Origin of the sequence: Rhizobium sp. IBUN (assembly GCF_000510625.1) — a bacterium.
GTDB classification, from domain to species: Bacteria; Pseudomonadota; Alphaproteobacteria; order Rhizobiales; family Rhizobiaceae; genus Rhizobium; species Rhizobium altiplani.
The window spans coordinates 328,439-344,068 of the sequence record NZ_AZNV01000001.1 but is presented as its reverse complement, the minus strand read 5'-3'; the positions used below and the strand labels follow the sequence as shown (position 1 = coordinate 344,068).

At 60.8% G+C, this 15,630-nt stretch carries 15 protein-coding genes; 12 read left to right on the top strand and 3 right to left on the bottom strand.

From position 1 onward, the window contains the following. The first annotated feature begins 111 nt into the window (after nt 1-111). Nucleotides 112-2,064 carry an elongation factor G gene (locus RHIBUN_RS0101560; protein ID WP_025658136.1) on the top strand — a complete coding sequence of 651 codons (1,953 nt, stop codon included), beginning with the start codon at nt 112-114 and terminating at the stop codon, nt 2,062-2,064. Here the strand turns inward: RHIBUN_RS0101560 and RHIBUN_RS0101555 are convergent, their stop codons facing one another. Then, a complete protein-coding gene (locus tag RHIBUN_RS0101555; RefSeq protein ID WP_025658135.1) occupies nt 2,065-3,069 on the bottom strand; it encodes an MBL fold metallo-hydrolase in 1,005 nt (334 codons plus the stop codon). 303 nt (nt 3,070-3,372) lie between these two features. On the opposite strand from RHIBUN_RS0101555, the gene ffh reads away from it, so the two are divergent. The 5 genes from ffh (at nt 3,373) to trmD (ending at nt 7,072) form a co-directional block, all read left to right on the top strand. Further along, nucleotides 3,373-4,941 carry a signal recognition particle protein gene (gene ffh / locus RHIBUN_RS0101550; RefSeq protein ID WP_025658134.1) on the top strand — a complete coding sequence of 523 codons (1,569 nt, stop codon included), beginning with the start codon at nt 3,373-3,375 and terminating at the stop codon, nt 4,939-4,941. A 16-nt stretch (nt 4,942-4,957) separates the two neighbouring features. Further along, nucleotides 4,958-5,278 carry a chorismate mutase gene (locus RHIBUN_RS0101545; RefSeq protein ID WP_016556656.1) on the top strand — a complete coding sequence of 107 codons (321 nt, stop codon included), beginning with the start codon at nt 4,958-4,960 and terminating at the stop codon, nt 5,276-5,278. A gap of 49 nt (nt 5,279-5,327) precedes the next feature. Then, the gene (gene rpsP / locus RHIBUN_RS0101540; RefSeq protein ID WP_016556657.1) at nt 5,328-5,696 is read left to right on the top strand and encodes a 30S ribosomal protein S16; all 369 of its coding nucleotides are present in this window, start codon (nt 5,328-5,330) and stop codon (nt 5,694-5,696) included. A 117-nt stretch (nt 5,697-5,813) separates the two neighbouring features. Further along, entirely contained in the window at nt 5,814-6,383 is a 570-nt protein-coding gene (gene rimM, locus RHIBUN_RS0101535) for a ribosome maturation factor RimM (RefSeq protein ID WP_025658133.1), read from the top strand. Between the two features lie 8 nt (nt 6,384-6,391). Beyond that, nucleotides 6,392-7,072, top strand: a complete 681-nt coding sequence (trmD, locus tag RHIBUN_RS0101530; RefSeq protein WP_025658132.1) for a tRNA (guanosine(37)-N1)-methyltransferase TrmD — start codon at nt 6,392-6,394, stop codon at nt 7,070-7,072. 39 nt (nt 7,073-7,111) lie between these two features. Here the strand turns inward: trmD and RHIBUN_RS0101525 are convergent, their stop codons facing one another. Continuing rightward, nucleotides 7,112-8,566, bottom strand: a complete 1,455-nt coding sequence (locus tag RHIBUN_RS0101525) for an NCS1 family nucleobase:cation symporter-1 (protein WP_025658131.1) — start codon at nt 8,564-8,566, stop codon at nt 7,112-7,114. A gap of 345 nt (nt 8,567-8,911) precedes the next feature. Between RHIBUN_RS0101525 and rplS the strand changes: the two genes are divergently transcribed. The 6 genes from rplS (at nt 8,912) to RHIBUN_RS0101490 (ending at nt 14,621) form a co-directional block, all read left to right on the top strand. Next, complete coding sequence (rplS, locus tag RHIBUN_RS0101520) at nt 8,912-9,448, top strand: 50S ribosomal protein L19 (protein ID WP_018855826.1); 537 nt, start codon at nt 8,912-8,914, stop codon at nt 9,446-9,448. A 203-nt stretch (nt 9,449-9,651) separates the two neighbouring features. Further along, nucleotides 9,652-10,521, top strand: a complete 870-nt coding sequence (locus tag RHIBUN_RS0101515; protein WP_025658130.1) for an aldo/keto reductase family oxidoreductase — start codon at nt 9,652-9,654, stop codon at nt 10,519-10,521. A gap of 154 nt (nt 10,522-10,675) precedes the next feature. Beyond that, nucleotides 10,676-11,473, top strand: coding sequence for a transporter substrate-binding domain-containing protein (locus RHIBUN_RS0101510; RefSeq protein WP_025658129.1), 798 nt, complete (start codon nt 10,676-10,678; stop codon nt 11,471-11,473). Between the two features lie 22 nt (nt 11,474-11,495). Continuing rightward, complete coding sequence (locus RHIBUN_RS0101505) at nt 11,496-12,317, top strand: amino acid ABC transporter permease (protein WP_025658128.1); 822 nt, start codon at nt 11,496-11,498, stop codon at nt 12,315-12,317. Between the two features lie 245 nt (nt 12,318-12,562). Beyond that, nucleotides 12,563-13,972 carry a 3-isopropylmalate dehydratase large subunit gene (leuC, locus tag RHIBUN_RS0101495; RefSeq protein WP_025658127.1) on the top strand — a complete coding sequence of 470 codons (1,410 nt, stop codon included), beginning with the start codon at nt 12,563-12,565 and terminating at the stop codon, nt 13,970-13,972. 112 nt (nt 13,973-14,084) lie between these two features. Next, nucleotides 14,085-14,621: a histidine phosphatase family protein gene (locus tag RHIBUN_RS0101490; RefSeq protein WP_025658126.1), complete on the top strand. Its 537-nt coding sequence runs from the start codon at nt 14,085-14,087 to the stop codon at nt 14,619-14,621. A 56-nt stretch (nt 14,622-14,677) separates the two neighbouring features. Here the strand turns inward: RHIBUN_RS0101490 and RHIBUN_RS0101485 are convergent, their stop codons facing one another. Further along, complete coding sequence (locus tag RHIBUN_RS0101485; protein ID WP_025658125.1) at nt 14,678-15,508, bottom strand: aldo/keto reductase; 831 nt, start codon at nt 15,506-15,508, stop codon at nt 14,678-14,680. Nucleotides 15,509-15,630 lie beyond the last annotated feature (122 nt).

The following is a 15,630-nucleotide window of genomic DNA, read 5'->3' as shown; positions in this document are numbered from 1 at the left end:
AGAGGAAATGCCGTGACCTCATATTTAAGAATGAGCGCAGATATCTAGCGCTTTTCGCCGCTTCGGGGCATTCTTGCTCTGGGATGGTGCTTTTGGCAGGGAGGATCGCCGATGCGCTGCGTCACCGTACTTGGGCCCTCGCAGACGGGAAAAACGACACTCGTCGCAAAGCTGGCCTCGCTCGAGGGAACGCCCAGAAAGTCAGCCTCTCCATATGGATCAAGCCTGACGGAATTTGACTTCAAGGACGAAGCGTGGTGTGCGATCGACACTCCCGGGGCAAATGAGGCACTGGCCCTGGCGCAGGATGCCCTGCTCGTCAGCGACGCCTGTATCCTCTGCATATCGCCGACGCCTGATGAAGCCGTGCTGGCAGCACCCTATCTGCGCGCCATCGAGGCCTCCGGCACGCCCTGCCTGATTTTCATCAACAGGATGGACGAGCCGCGCGGCCGGTTGCGCGATGTCATTGCCGCACTTCAGACCTATTCCAACCATCCGCTTGTCCTGCGGCAAGTACCCATCCGCGAAGGCGACCGGATCGTCGGCAGCTGTGACCTGATTTCCGAACGCGCCTGGCGCTATCGGGAAGGTCAGCCGTCCGCGCTGATCGAGCTGCCGCAGGATGCCGTCGAGCGGGAGCACGAGGCGCGGGCCGAAATGCTGGAACAGCTCTCGGAGTTCGATGATTGGCTTCTCGAGGAGCTCATCGAAGACCGGGAGCCGGCAAGCGATACGCTGTTTACGATCTCTTCGCGCATTCTCAAGGAGAACCGGGTTATCCCCGTGCTGTTCGGCTCAGCCTCGCACAGCAACGGCATCATGCGCCTGATGAAGGCCCTTCGCCACGAAGCGCCGCCGGCAGCGGCACTGCGGTCGAGGCTCGCAGGAAGTGTGGAAGAAGCGGCCCTTTCTGCCGTGAGTTTCCACGCTTACCACAAGGCTAATGTCGGCAAGACGGTGCTGGTGCGGGCGCTCGCCGACGGCTTGAAGCAGGGCGCTCCCTTGGGCGGCGCCACGCTGGGTCCGCTGCAGGAGGCCGGCAACGGAAAGCCAATCAGCGGCAGCGTGGAGGCTGGCAGCGTCTTTGCCGCACTAAAATCCGACCATCTGCCAGCGACTGCCCTGCTGACGCAGACAGCCAGCGTCGAGCCACCCGATTGGACGACACCGCCGACACCGATGCTGGAAAGAATTCTCGTTCCCGGCAGCGAACGGGACGAAACCAAGCTTTCCGCGACGCTGGCGAAACTGGCGGAAACCGATCGCGGCTTGAAGGTGATGCAGGAGGAAGGCACAGGCGCGGCGCTGATCTGCGCCCAGGGGCCGGTCCATCTGCGTGATCTCCGCAAAACACTGTCGGAGGTCTTCCGCGTCGAAGTTTCCGAACGCGCACCAAACCCCGTCTACCGAGAAACCATTTCCAAACCTTCGGATGTGCGCTACCGGCACCGCAAGCAAACGGGCGGCGCCGGACAGTTCGCAGACGTGCAACTCAGCGTCAGGCCGAACGAGCGCGGCCAGGGCTTCACCTTCGGCGAAAGCGTCAAGGGCGGGACCGTGCCCCGAAACTACATCCCAGCTGTTGAAGCCGGCGCCCGCGAAGCCATGGAGAAAGGTCCGCTCGGCTTCCAGGTCGTCGATGTCGACGTCGTGCTGACCGACGGCCAGTATCACTCGGTTGACAGCTCCGATTTCGCCTTCCGGACCGCTGGGAAAATGGGCGTCAAGCAAGCGCTTTCACAAGCTTCCGCCGTTCTCATGCAGCCTGTGGTGCGGGTGGAGATCCATATCCCCTCGGTCTATTCCGGCGGAATGGTGACGCTCGTCTCCTCGCTCAAGGGACAGGTGCTCGGCTTCGACCGGGACGAGAACGCGAAGGGCTGGGATATATTTCGAGCGCTCGTGCCTGGCGGCGTGCTTGATGAATTGGCCCGGTCGCTCAGATCGGCAACGCAGGGCATCGGCCACTTCTCCAAGACCTTCGATCATTTCGAAGAACTCTACGGCAAGGAGGCCGACACCATCATCAATGCGCATGGTGCCGGAGCCCACGCGCATTGATCATGCCGCTGGCACGTCGAATACCTCGCCGGCTCTAAGCGGCCTGAACCGCTCCTGCGGTATTTCGCGCTCGGCCAAGGCTGTCTTTAGCGCCTTGACCGGCGTCTCGATTGCCTCGTCGGTCAGCTGGAACGTCGCAAAGTGATGGCCGGCCACATAGGCAGCATTGGCAAGCTCCATTCCCATCACCGCTTCATCAGGATTCTGATGTTGGCCCTTCATGAACCAGCGCGGTTCATAGGTTCCGAAAGGCAGGACGGCGAGGCGAAAGGCACCATGCTTCTGCTGGGCAGCCCTGTAGTTGACGCCCCCATGAAAGCCCGTATCCCCGACATGGTAGATCTTCCCGGCGGTCGTTGACAGGACGAAGGCGGCCCAGAGCGCCATGCGACGATCCCCGGTGCCGCGTGCCGACCAATGATGCACCGGCTCGGCATCGATGCGGATGCCGGCAAGCGGGATGCGCTCGCCCCAATCCATCGCCGTCACCTGCATGGTGGGAACGGCGCGACGAATGATCGTATCGTTGCCAAGCGGCGTTACGACATGCGGCCGATGCCTCGCCTGCAGCCGCCTGAGCGTCGCGACATCGAGATGATCGTAGTGGTTATGCGAAACGAGAACGAGGTCGATCGGCGGCAGGTCGTCGAACGCGATACCGGGTGCCACGACGCGCTTCGGTCCGGCGAAGGCGAAGGGGCTGGCCCGATCGGACCATACGGGATCTGTCAGGATATTGAGCCCCGCGACCTGCACCAGCATCGTCGCGTGGCCGACCATGGTTACCCGCAGATCGTCGCCATCAACGCGCGCATCCGGCTTGGCCGGTACGAAGGGGCTCGGAACCGACTTCGGCCAGCGATCGCGGTTGCCGCCAAACTGCCATCGCATCAGATCTCGAAAACCGAGAGGCTCGATACCATCCGGATTGAAGAAATGCGTGCCGTCGAAGTGATCGGAGACAGGCCCTTGATAGTAGGGATTGCGTCTTTTGGCCGTAGGCATACAAAGCGATTCCGTTGCAGGGAAAGCAGATCTGGGATCGGGCGCGCGCTTTTGAAAGGTCGAAACGCCGTCTTTTCTCGGCCTTCCCTTGACTCGCGGCCCGTTTTCCTGTTTACCGCCGCTCAATCTGCGACGAGCTTCAAGACTCGAGCCACCGACCGGGACCCGTAGAGGTATAAAGAGATCCCGGAGGTCCACACCCGACAGCGCGATGCGCCCTCGGGTGCTTTTTGGCTATGCGTCTTGTTTTCGTCAAGGAAAAGCACAAGGTTTCCGTCTTCAGGAAATCACAAGGAAGAGCCGATGTTTGAGAACCTCCAGGACCGTCTTGGATCCATTCTGAATGGACTGACAGGCCGTGGCGCGCTTTCGGAAAGCGATGTTTCCGCAGCGCTGCGCGAGGTTCGCCGCGCGCTTCTGGAGGCTGACGTGGCGCTCGATGTCGTGCGCTCCTTTACCGATCGCGTCCGCGAAAAGGCCGTCGGCGCCGAGATCCTGAAGTCGATCAAGCCCGGCCAGATGGTCGTCAAGATCGTCCATGACGAGCTGATCGAGATGCTCGGCGGCGAAGGCGTCGGCGTCGACCTGCATGCGGCCGCCCCCGTCGTCATCATGATGGTCGGTCTGCAGGGCTCCGGTAAGACGACGACGACCGCGAAGATCGCCAAACGGCTCACCGACCGCGAGAAGAAGAAGGTGCTGATGGCGTCGCTTGATACGCGACGTCCGGCCGCCCAGGAGCAGCTGCGCCAGCTTGGTGTCCAGACTGGTGTCGACACGCTTCCTGTTATCGCTGGCCAGTCGCCGACCGACATTGCCGCCCGCGCCGTACAGGCAGCGAAACTCGGTGGCCATGACGTCGTCATCCTCGACACCGCCGGCCGCACGCATATCGACGAGCCCTTGATGGTCGAAATGGCCGACATCAAGAAGAAGTCGAATCCGCATGAAATCCTGCTGGTCGCGGACTCGCTGACCGGTCAGGACGCCGTCAACCTGGCGCGCAACTTCGACGAGCGCGTCGGCATCACCGGCCTCGTGCTCACCCGCATGGACGGCGATGGCCGTGGCGGTGCAGCACTTTCGATGCGCGCGGTGACAGGCAAGCCGATCAAGCTCATCGGTGTCGGCGAGCGTATGGGCGAACTCGAAGAGTTCCATCCCCGCCGTATTGCTGACCGCATCCTCGGCATGGGCGATATCGTTTCGCTCGTCGAGCGCGCCGCTGAAAACATCGACGCCGAGAAGGCGGCTGCCATGGCCGCCAAGATGGCCAAGGGCAAGTTCGATCTCAACGACCTCGCCGACCAGCTGCGCCAGATGCAGAAGATGGGTGGCATGGGCGGCATCATGAGCATGATGCCCGGCATGGCTGGGATGAAGGACAAGATGGCCTCGGCCGGTCTGAACGACAGCCTGTTCGGCCGTCAGCTCGCCATCATCGGCTCGATGACCAAGGCCGAGCGCGCCAACCCCGATATTCTCAAGCATTCCCGCAAGAAGCGCATCGCCGCCGGCTCTGGCACCGATGCCGCCGACATCAACAAGCTTCTGAAGATGCATCGCCAGATGGCGGACATGATGAAGATGATGGGCGGCAAGGGTAAGGGCGGCCTGATGAAGCAGATGATGGGTGGCCTTGCCGGCAAGATGGGCCTTGGTGGCCTTGGCGGTGGCATGCCCGATCTTTCGAATATCGACCCCAAGCAGCTCGAAGCGCTCCAGAAGCAAGCTGAAGCTGCCGGTCTAGGAAAGCCGGGCGGCGGGCTGCCCGGCCTCGGCGGTGGTGGTTTGCCGGGTCTGGGCGGCGCCAAGCTGCCGGGTCTCGGCGGTGGTTTCCCAGGCCTTCCCGGCCTGCCCAAGAAGAAGTGAAGGGGTCGCGTAGACAATGATTGATCCTGAAATCAAAGCCCAACTTTCGAACTATCGCCAGTCGATCGACAACATCGACGCCGCGCTGGTCCATATCCTGGCCGAACGCTTCCGCTGCACCAAAGAGGTCGGCGTTCTCAAGGCCAAGTACAAGTTGCCGCCGGCCGATCCGGCGCGCGAAGAATACCAGATCGAACGTCTCCGCCATCTGGCGAAGGATGCCAATCTGGATCCGGATTTCGCCGAGAAGTTCCTGAACTTCATCATCAAGGAAGTCATCCGGCATCATGAGCAGATCGCTGCAGACCACGCCGAAAACGGCGCCGCAGCAAAATGAACCATACCGCCGGATCAGGCGGTCCAGAAAAGTCCAAGGAGTAAAGAAAATGGCACTGAAAATTCGTCTCGCACGCGGTGGTTCCAAGAAGCGCCCGTACTACCACATCGTTCTCGCCGACGCCCGTTCGCCGCGCGATGGCCGCTTCCTCGAGAACCTCGGTTCCTGGAACCCGATGCTCGCCAAGGACAACGGCGCTCGCATCACGCTGAACAACGACCGCATCAAGCACTGGCTCGATCAGGGCGCACAGCCGACCGATCGCGTTCTGCGCTTCCTCAACGAAGCCGGCCTCGCAAAGCGCGATGCCAAGAGCAACCCGGAAAAGGCAAAGCCGGGCAAGAAGGCTCAGGAGCGCGCTGCTGAAAAGGCTCAGAAGGCCGCCGACGCTGCTGAAGCTGCTGCTTCCGCAGAATAATCGGGAACCTTCCCTTATCGAACGGGCGGCATGGCGACATGCCGCCCGTTTTCGTTTCCATTCCGCTGCACTTCGTTTAAGAGAAGCCCAGATTTGCGGCTTCATGTGAAGGACGTCATGCCAAAGCTTGAAAATCCGGTTCTGATGGCAACGATCGGTGGCGCCCAAGGCCTGCGCGGCGAAGTACGCGCTAAGGCCTATACCACCGATCCGACCGCGCTCGGCGACTACGGCAACCTGCACAGCCTTGATGGCCGCACCTTCGAGATTCTCGATATCCGGGAAATGAAGAACGTCGTCGTCGTCCGATTCCGCGGCATCAACGACCGCAATGCCGCCGAGGCGCTGAACGGACTGGAGCTCTACATCGAGCGCGACAACCTGCCGGACGAGGAGCTGGAAGAAGACGAATTCTTCTACGCCGATCTCGAGGGTCTGGAAGCGCTCGACGACCAGGGCGTCAGCTATGGCACCGTGACCGGCGTTTTCGACTTCGGCGCCGGCGATCTGCTGGAGCTCAAGGGTCCCGGCAAGCGCCCGGTATTGATCCCCTTCTCTGAAGCCTCGGTTCTCGACATCGACCTTGAAAGCGGCAGGATCACCATCGATCCGCTCGCCGCTGGCCTCGTCGATAGTGAGGATGACGCACCGAACTTCACGCCCGACAAGCCGAAAAAGAAGAAGTGAGGCCGTCGATGGCGTTTCGCGCGACCGTGCTGACCCTCTATCCGGAAATGTTTCCGGGCCATCTCGGCTACTCCCTCGCCGGGAAGGCGATGGAGCGTGGCCAATGGTCGCTCGATACCCTGCAGATCCGCGACTTTGCCACCGACAAACACCGCACTGTCGATGATACGCCCGCTGGCGGCGGCGCGGGCATGGTGCTCAAGCCCGATGTTCTCGCCCGCGCCATCGACAGCACTTCCGAGAACGACAGCCGCCCCCGGCTGCTGATGAGCCCGCGCGGAAAACCGCTGACGCAGGAACGCGTACGCGAGCTTGCTTCCGGCGATGGCGTCATCATCGTTTGCGGTCGCTTTGAGGGCGTCGATCAGCGCGTCATCGATGCGCGCGAGCTGGAAGAGGTCTCGATCGGCGACTACGTGCTGTCGGGCGGCGAACCGGCTGCACTCACCATACTGGATGCGATCGTCCGCATCCTGCCTGGCGTCATGGGCAATGATCTTTCCGGACTGCACGAGAGCTTCGAAGGCGGTCTGCTCGAGCATCCGCACTACACGCGCCCACAAGTATGGGAGGGCCGCGAGATTCCGGCGATCCTCACATCGGGCAATCACGGCGCGATCGAGAAATGGCGCCGCGAGCAGGCGTTGCAGCTGACCCGGGAACGACGCCCGGATCTGCTGGAAGAATGAAAAATGCCCGGCCAAAGCCGGGCATTCGAATTTCGGGTGTCAGTTGGTAGCGCCCACCGCAGAGCCGCGTGCGCTCGCGCGCAATGCGTAGTAGACAACGCCGCCGATGCCGACGCCGAAGAACCAGCCATAGGTCCCCCACCATTCCGGCAAGATCGACGTGAACGTCGGCAGGATCGATGAGAACAGCGAGCCGACCACGAAGGCGATGAAGGCATTCGTGTGCCAGCCATTCTGGAAGCGGAACTCGCCATTCTCCTGATAAAGATCCGCGACGTTCAGCTCACCCTTCCGGATCAGATAGTAGTCGACCATCATGATCCCGAAGATCGGGCCCATCGTCGAACCGATGAAGTTGACGAAGTGCGCGGCACCCGTTTCCCACGGCGCGAACGGATAGAGCACCAGCGCAATCAGGGCCGCAATCCAACCGCCCCGCTTGAAGCTGATCTGGCGCGGGAAGACATTCGAGAAATCGAAGGCCGGCGAGACGAAGTTGGCGACCACGTTGATGCCGAGCGTTGCAACGGCGAAAGTCAGTGCCGCAAGCAGTGCCAGGAACCAGTTGTCGAACTTCGCGGAGATCGCCTCCGGATGCAGCAGTACTTCGCCGTAGACGGTGAATGCAGCCGTGGTTGTCACGCCCGCGACGAGGCAGAAGGCGAGCAGGTTGATCGGCAGACCCCAGAGATTGCCCTTGCGCAAGGTCTTGGTGTCCTTGGTGTAGCGCGAGAAATCGCAGAAATTTAGGTAGAGAGCCGCAAAGTAGGTGATCCATGTCGCGGCAACCGCGGCAAGAGCCGCGAACGAGCCAGGCTCGCCGGCGATGCCGACTTCCTTCGTCCTCTCGAGCAGAACGTCGCGTGGGATCTCGCTGCCGAAGGAGAAGGTGCCGGCCTTGACGACAAGGTAAACCGCCAGGACAAGCATCATGATCCAGACAGCGGGCCCGGCCATGTCCTGAAACCTGCGCACGGTCTCCATGCCACGCTGGATGATCAGGAGCTGCAGGGACCAAACGACGACGTAGCAGATGACCTCAAGCGTGGAATGACCAAGCATGTGGCTATTCTGATGGAAGGCAAGCATGTTCTCGTTGCGGATGAGAAGAGCCACGATCGCGCCGGATGCCGCCGCCGTTTGCGCGCCGTACCAAAAGCAGGCGACGACGGCGCGCACGAGCGCCGGCGCATTGGCCCCGAACGTACCGAACGAGGCGCGGGCAAGAACCGGGAACGGCACACCCGTCTTGACGCCGGCGTTGCCGACGAGACTCATGAGGAAGAAGATGACGAGCGAGCCGAAGCCGATCGCAATCACGAAGTTGATAAAGCTGCCGCACAGCAGGAAAAGACTCGCTGCGAGATAATAACCCCAGAGGCTGTGAACGTCCGAGGTCCACACATTGAAAATACTGAAGGCGCCCCACTTCCTCTCCTGAGCGGGCGCCAAGTCCTCATTATAGAGCGAGGACGACGGATTACTTATTGTCATTCATTCCCCTCCAAAACTCCTCGGATCAACAATTTGACCCAAATGAGAATCTGCTCTCCTGTTGTGCATTTGACAAATATTTAATCAAATGAGTCACAGGCTTGATATCGTGCAGCACTGGCAAAAGCCCAGTTTGGCGGTCGGCACGGCGAAATTTCCGGGCCAAAGGGGTGACAAAGCCTGCGCAATGCGGTATGCGCACGCCCGGAATGGGAAAACTCCCATCAACCACGTAAAGAAAAACAGACGAATTCGCTCCTGCCCTCACCGGCAAATATCTGCGGCTCGACCAAGGATAGATCGTTCAGAGCGCTCTGGCTGTTGAACCAACAAAGAGGTTGAGTCATGAATATCATTCAGCAGCTTGAGGCCGAACAGGTCGCCAAGATCGAAGCCCAGCGCACGCTTCCGGAATTCTCCCCGGGCGACACCGTTCGCGTCAACGTCCGCGTCAAGGAAGGCAACCGTACCCGCGTACAGGCCTACGAAGGCGTTTGCATCGCTCGCTCTGGCGGCGGTCTGCAGGAGAACTTCACGGTTCGCAAGATCTCCTACGGCGAAGGCGTCGAGCGCGTATTCCCGGTCTGCTCCCCTGCTATCGAAAGCGTAGAAGTCGTTCGCCGCGGTAAGGTCCGTCGCGCGAAGCTCTACTACCTGCGTGATCGTCGCGGCAAGTCGGCTCGTATCGTCGAGAACACCGGCACCCGCGCTCGCAAGCTCAACGACGCCGAGCGTCAGGCCGTTGCCGAGGAAAAGGCACGCCTGGAAGCCGAAAAGGTTGCAGCAGCTCAGGCGCTCGCAGCCGAAAAGGCAGCACAGGAAGCTGCAGAAGCCAAGGCAGCAGCAGAAGCTGCCGCAGCGGCTGAGCCGGCAGCAGAATAAGTTTCAATCCTCAGGGGTTGTGGGAAAGGCGGCCTTCGGGTCGCCTTTTTTGTTGCTCGCAATAGCGCGCCGCTGGCAGGTCGGATCGAATAGCCGCGCCCAGCGCCATTGTCCGAAATTCCGAACAGCCCGTGCGGAATGCATGCTGTTATTGCAGAAGCCGGTCTGACCTATTTCTGCCCTGTCTTTAAACGGAGCAGATCATGTCCAATCTCGAAGAATCGGGCACATTCGCACTCGGCGACCACACGGTGGCGCGGCTTGGCTACGGGGCCATGCAACTTGCTGGCAAGGGCGTCTTCGGACCACCGAAGGATCGCGCCGAGGCGATCGCTGTGTTGCGCGAAGCGGTCGAAAGCGGAGTCAACCACATCGACACCAGCGACTTTTATGGCCCGCACATCACCAACCAGATCATCAGGGAGGCGCTGTATCCTTATCGGGATGATCTTGTGATCGTCACGAAGATCGGAGCAACGCGTGGGCCAGACGCGTCTTGGAATCCGGCCTTCTCGAAAGAAGCGCTGACGCAGGCGATTCACGACAACCTCACGAATCTCAGCCTCGAGGTGATCGATGTGGTCAATCTGCGGGCCATGTTTGACGTTCATGGCCCAGCGGAAGGATCTCTGGAAGAGCCCCTCACCGTCCTCGCCGATCTTCAGCGGCAGGGCCTCATCAGACACGTTGGCCTCTCCAATGTCACTGCCAAGCAAATCGCGGATGGCAGAAAGATCACCGAGATCGTTTGCATTCAAAACCAGTACAATCTTGCGTATCGCGGGGACGATACCCTGATCGAACAGCTCGCTGCGGAAGAGACAGCCTATGTGCCTTTCTTTCCGCTCGGGGGCTTCTCACCATTGCAATCGTCCACGCTGTCGGATGTCGCTGCGGAGCTTGACGCAACACCGATGCAGGTTGCTCTTGCGTGGCTTCTGCAGCGCGCGCCGAATATCTTGCTCATACCCGGCACCTCGTCACGCCTCCACCTCAAGGAGAACCTCGCGGTCGCCGATATCACCTTGCCCACCGAAGCCATTGAGAAACTGGATGGTATCGCGTCTCGCTGACGACATTTGCAATCTGTCCCGCAAAAATCTTTGCATGGAAGGGCGGTCTTTGGACCGCCTTTTCTGTTTTTGAATGGCGACATACGGCAATTCTCTTGCCATCCGCTTCGCAACTATGACAGGTTTCGCGGACTATATTTCGGGGAGATATTTAATGCCGTTCCGCCGCACCGTCCTTGCAGGACTGACTGCTCTCATCCTGTCGCCGCTGGCGACGTTGGCCGCCGACCTTCCCGATCTCAAGGGCAAGACGGTCGTCGTCGTCACCGAGAACGCCTATCCGCCGCTACAGTTCGTCGATCCGAAGTCGGGCAAGGCGATCGGCTGGGAATATGATGCGATGAACGAGATCGCCAAGCGGCTGAACTTCAAGGTCGAGTATCAGAACACCAGCTGGGACGCGATGATCCAGGCTGTCTCCGACAACCAGTACAACATCGGCATGACCGGCATCACCATCAAGGATGACCGGAAGGCCAAGGTCGACTTCTCCGATCCCTACATGCGCTCGCAGCAGTTCATGCTGGTGCGCGGCGACGAAAGCCGCTTCACCGACGCCAAGACCTTCGGCGCCTTCAATGACGGCCTCGTCGGCGCGCAGCCGGGCACCTCGCCTTTCTACACCGCCGTCTACGAAATCCTTGATGGCAACGAGCAAAACCCGCGCGTCAAGCTCTTCGAAACCTTCGGCGCCACCGTCCAGGCGCTCAAGGCCGGCGACGTCGACGTGGTGCTGACCGACAGCGTCGCTGCCAAGGGTTATGTCGACGCCTCGAACGGCGGCCTGAAGGTCATCGGCGGTCCGCTCGGCACCGAGGATTTTGGTTTCATCTTTCCGAAGGGCTCCGATCTCGTCGCCCCGGTCAATGCCGCAATCGCAAGCCTGAAGGCCGACGGCACCTTCGACGCGCTGAACAAGAAGTGGTTCCTCGACTACAAGATGGGCGAATGATCCCGTCTTCGGTTAACGCGTGATGGCTCCGCAACCAGCCCCTGGCGGGCATGTTAAGGGCGACTACCCCTGGTGGCTGGTCGCCCTTGTCGCGATCGGCATCGTCCTTGCCGTCGTCATCATCGCCAACGACATCTATGCGCAGGTCTTCCGCACCGTCTTCAATGGCGTCGGCGTTACCATCTTCGTGACGCTGGTGGGCTTTGCGCTGGCGACCCTTCTCGGCCTCGGCGTCGCGTTGCTCGGATTGTCCGACAGTGTCGCGCTCCGCCAGATCTCACGCTTCTATGTCGAAGTCATCCGCGGCGTGCCGATGCTGGTGCTGCTGTTCTATGTCGCCTTCGTCGGCGCGCCCGGCATCGTCGCCGCCTTCAATTTCCTGACCAGTCCGCTGATCCAGGCCGGCCTCAGCGAGCCTGTGATGGTGCGCGACTTCTCGCTGATGTGGCGGGCCATCATCGCGCTGATGATCGGCTACTCCTCCTTCATCGCGGAAGTCTTCCGTGCCGGGATCCAGTCGGTCGATCACGGCCAGATCGAAGCCGCCAAGGCGCTCGGCCTGTCGCGCTATCACCGCTTCCGCTTTGTGGTCTTCCCGCAGGCGATCAGGGTGATCTTCCCGCCGCTGTCGAACGATTTCGTGGCGATGGTCAAGGACTCGTCGCTGGTGTCGGTGCTCGGCGTGTCCGACATCACCCAGATGGGCAAGATCTATGCCTCCGGCTCGTTTCGCTTCTTTGAAACCTATTCGATCGTCACCTATATCTACCTCATCCTGACAATCGGTTTGTCGCTTGCACTGAGGCAGGTCGAGAAACGGATGCGCGGGAAAGACCGGCGTTAGCGGCCGAATGATTCGAATTGCCGCCGTCGCGAAAAATTGGTATGTGACAGCGCATGGAATCCAAGTTCAGTTGCATTGGGGCGCATATTTTCGTGCTGCAGGATCACTACCGCCTGCCGGCACGTTTCTTTGCGGCCGTTTCCGGTGCCCTCAACAGCCGACTTCGTTGATCGAATGACGGCCCGGCGGGCCTCACCGCCACCAACTCCATTTTTCCATACGCATCCAAGAACGGACCTACCGCCATGAGCGCACCGCGTACCCTTTACGACAAGATCTGGGACGACCACCTGGTCGATCAGCAGGACGACGGCACCTGTCTTCTCTACATCGACCGCCACCTGGTCCACGAAGTCACCTCGCCGCAGGCCTTCGAAGGCCTGCGCATGACTGGCCGCAAGGTTCGCGCGCCGGAAAAGACGCTGGCTGTGGTCGACCACAACGTCCCGACGTCGCCTGATCGCCATCTCGGCATCAAGAACGAAGAGAGCCGTATCCAGGTCGAGCAACTCGCCATCAACGCCGCCGAATTCAATGTCGAGTACTACTCGGAAAACGACAAGCGCCAGGGCATCGTCCACATCATCGGACCGGAACAGGGCTTCACCCTGCCCGGCATGACGATTGTCTGCGGCGACAGCCACACCTCGACGCATGGCGCCTTCGGCTCGCTCGCCCATGGCATCGGCACGTCTGAGGTCGAGCACGTGCTCGCCACCCAGACGCTGATCCAGAAGAAGGCGAAGAACATGCTGGTGCAGGTCGACGGCGTCCTGCCGGCTGGCGTCACCGCCAAGGATATCGTTCTCGCCATCATCGGTGAAATCGGCACCGCAGGCGGCACCGGCTACGTCATCGAATACGCCGGCGAAGCCATTCGCGCGCTGTCGATGGAAGGCCGCATGACCATCTGCAACATGTCGATCGAAGGCGGCGCCCGCGCCGGCCTGATCGCACCCGATGAAACCACCTTCGACTACATCAAGGGCAAGCCGCGCGCGCCGAAGGGCGAGGCGCTGGAACAGGCAATCGCTTACTGGAAGACCCTGAAGTCGGACGAAGGCGCGCATTTCGACCGCGTCGTGAAGCTCAACGCCGCCGAACTGCCGCCGATCGTATCCTGGGGCTCTTCGCCGGAGGACGTCATTTCCGTTCAGGGCGTCGTTCCGAACCCTGATGAAATCCCGGAAGAGACGAAGCGCGCTTCCAAGTGGCGTGCGCTTGATTACATGGGCCTGAAGCCCGGCACCCCGATCACCGAGATCAACATCGACCGCGTCTTCATCGGCTCCTGCACGAACGGCCGCATCGAAGACCTGCGCGCTGTTGCCAAGGTCGTCGAGGGCAAGACCGTTGCCTCGACCGTCAACGCCATGATCGTTCCGGGCTCCGGCCTCGTGAAGGAGCAAGCGGAGAAGGAAGGCCTCGACAAGATCTTCAAGGCAGCCGGTTTTGACTGGCGCGAGCCCGGCTGCTCCATGTGCCTCGCCATGAACGACGACCGCCTGAAGCCCGGCGAACGTTGCGCCTCGACCTCGAACCGCAACTTCGAAGGCCGCCAGGGCTTCAAGGGTCGTACGCACCTGGTGTCTCCAGCGATGGCCGCCGCAGCGGCGATCGCCGGCCACTTCGTCGATATCCGCGAGTGGAACTAAGCATAAGGGCCTCCCCTTTCGGAAACGAGGGGGAGGCTATCTCGGCAGACACCGGACGTATTCGGTGCGACAATAGCCGCGTTCGACCCCTTGGCTCCTTTCAGGTGAGCATATGAGCGCCGCAAAACCCTCCACCAAACGACGCCTGCTTCTTCTTCGTCACGCCAAATCCGCATGGCCGGAGGACGTGGCCGACCACGACCGCCCGCTGGCCGGCCGTGGAGAAAAGACAGCGCCATTGATGGGCCGCTACCTCGCGCGTGAAAAGCTTATTCCCGATCTCGTGCTTGTATCGTCCGCGCGCCGCACGCAGCAGACCTGGAAACTCGTCGCCAAAAAGCTGCCGCCCTCGATCGCAAAGCAGGATTCGGAGGACTTGTACGAAGCCTCTGCGGCGAAGATCGCTGCCGTCGTACAGTCGATCGATCCATCGGTCCGGACCCTCATGCTGATCGGACACAATCCCGGTTTTCAGGATCTTGCGGATGGCCTGATCGGTGCAGGCGACCCGGAGGCATGTGTTGGCATCAGGGAGAAATTCCCGACAGCCGCACTTGCCGTCATCGAGTTCGATGTGGATCGCTGGAAAGGGCTAAAGCCAAAGAGCGGCACACTGGAGCGGTTCGTCACGCCGCGTTCGCTCGCCTGAGCGAAAACTGCGTCTCCCTCCTCCCCGCATAGAGAGGAGGGAGCGCAAAGTTCAGATCAGAAATTGGCCGTGTACGGATCCGGCCCCATGCGGGCGCTCTTGTCGTCAAGCTTGGCAATCGCCGCCATGTCGGCTGCATCCAGCTTGAAATCGAAGACCTTGAAATTCTCCTCAATGCGCGACGGCGTCACCGACTTCGGAATGACGACGAGACCGCCGTCGATGTGCCAACGGATGATGACCTGCGCGGGTGTCTTTCCGTGCTTCCTGGCGATCTCGCCAATCGTCGCATCGGCGATCAACTTGCCCTGACCGAGCGGGCTCCAGGATTCGGTGGCAATGTTCAGCTTCTTGTGCGCTTCCTGCGCCGCCCGCTGCTGGAAATCCGGATGCAGCTCGATCTGGTTGATGACAGGGACGACACCTGTATCGCCGATGATCTGTTCGAGATGGTCGGGATAGAAGTTGGAAACGCCGATCGAACGAGCGCGGCCCTCTTCCCGGATCTTCACGAAGGCCTTCCAGGTTTCGCGATAGAGCGCACGCTGCGGCGACGGCCAGTGGATGAGGTAGAGATCGACATAATCAGTACCGAGCTTCCTCAGGCTGCCTTCGAAGGCGCGCATGGTCGCGTCGTAGCCCTGGTCGGTGTTGCGGAGCTTGGTGGTGACGAAAATGTCCTTGCGATCGAGGCCGGACGAGCGGATGCCCTCGCCGACGCCTTCCTCGTTGTCGTAGCCGGACGCCGTGTCGATGTGGCGATAGCCGGCGGCAATGGCCGTGCGCACCGTCGGTGCCGCAATCTCCTGGGGCGTCTGCCACACGCCGAGACCGACCTGGGGAATGGAATGTCCGTCATGGAAAGTGATGATGGGTTGCTGTGCCACAATATGTCTCCGTAATTTTGAAGAATTGGACGAGGCATGATTGAATCCGCTTCTTGCGGATTTCCCTGCGCGCATTTCAGCCGTGCGCCGGTCGAAAGGGCATATAGGTAAGCGGGACTGGT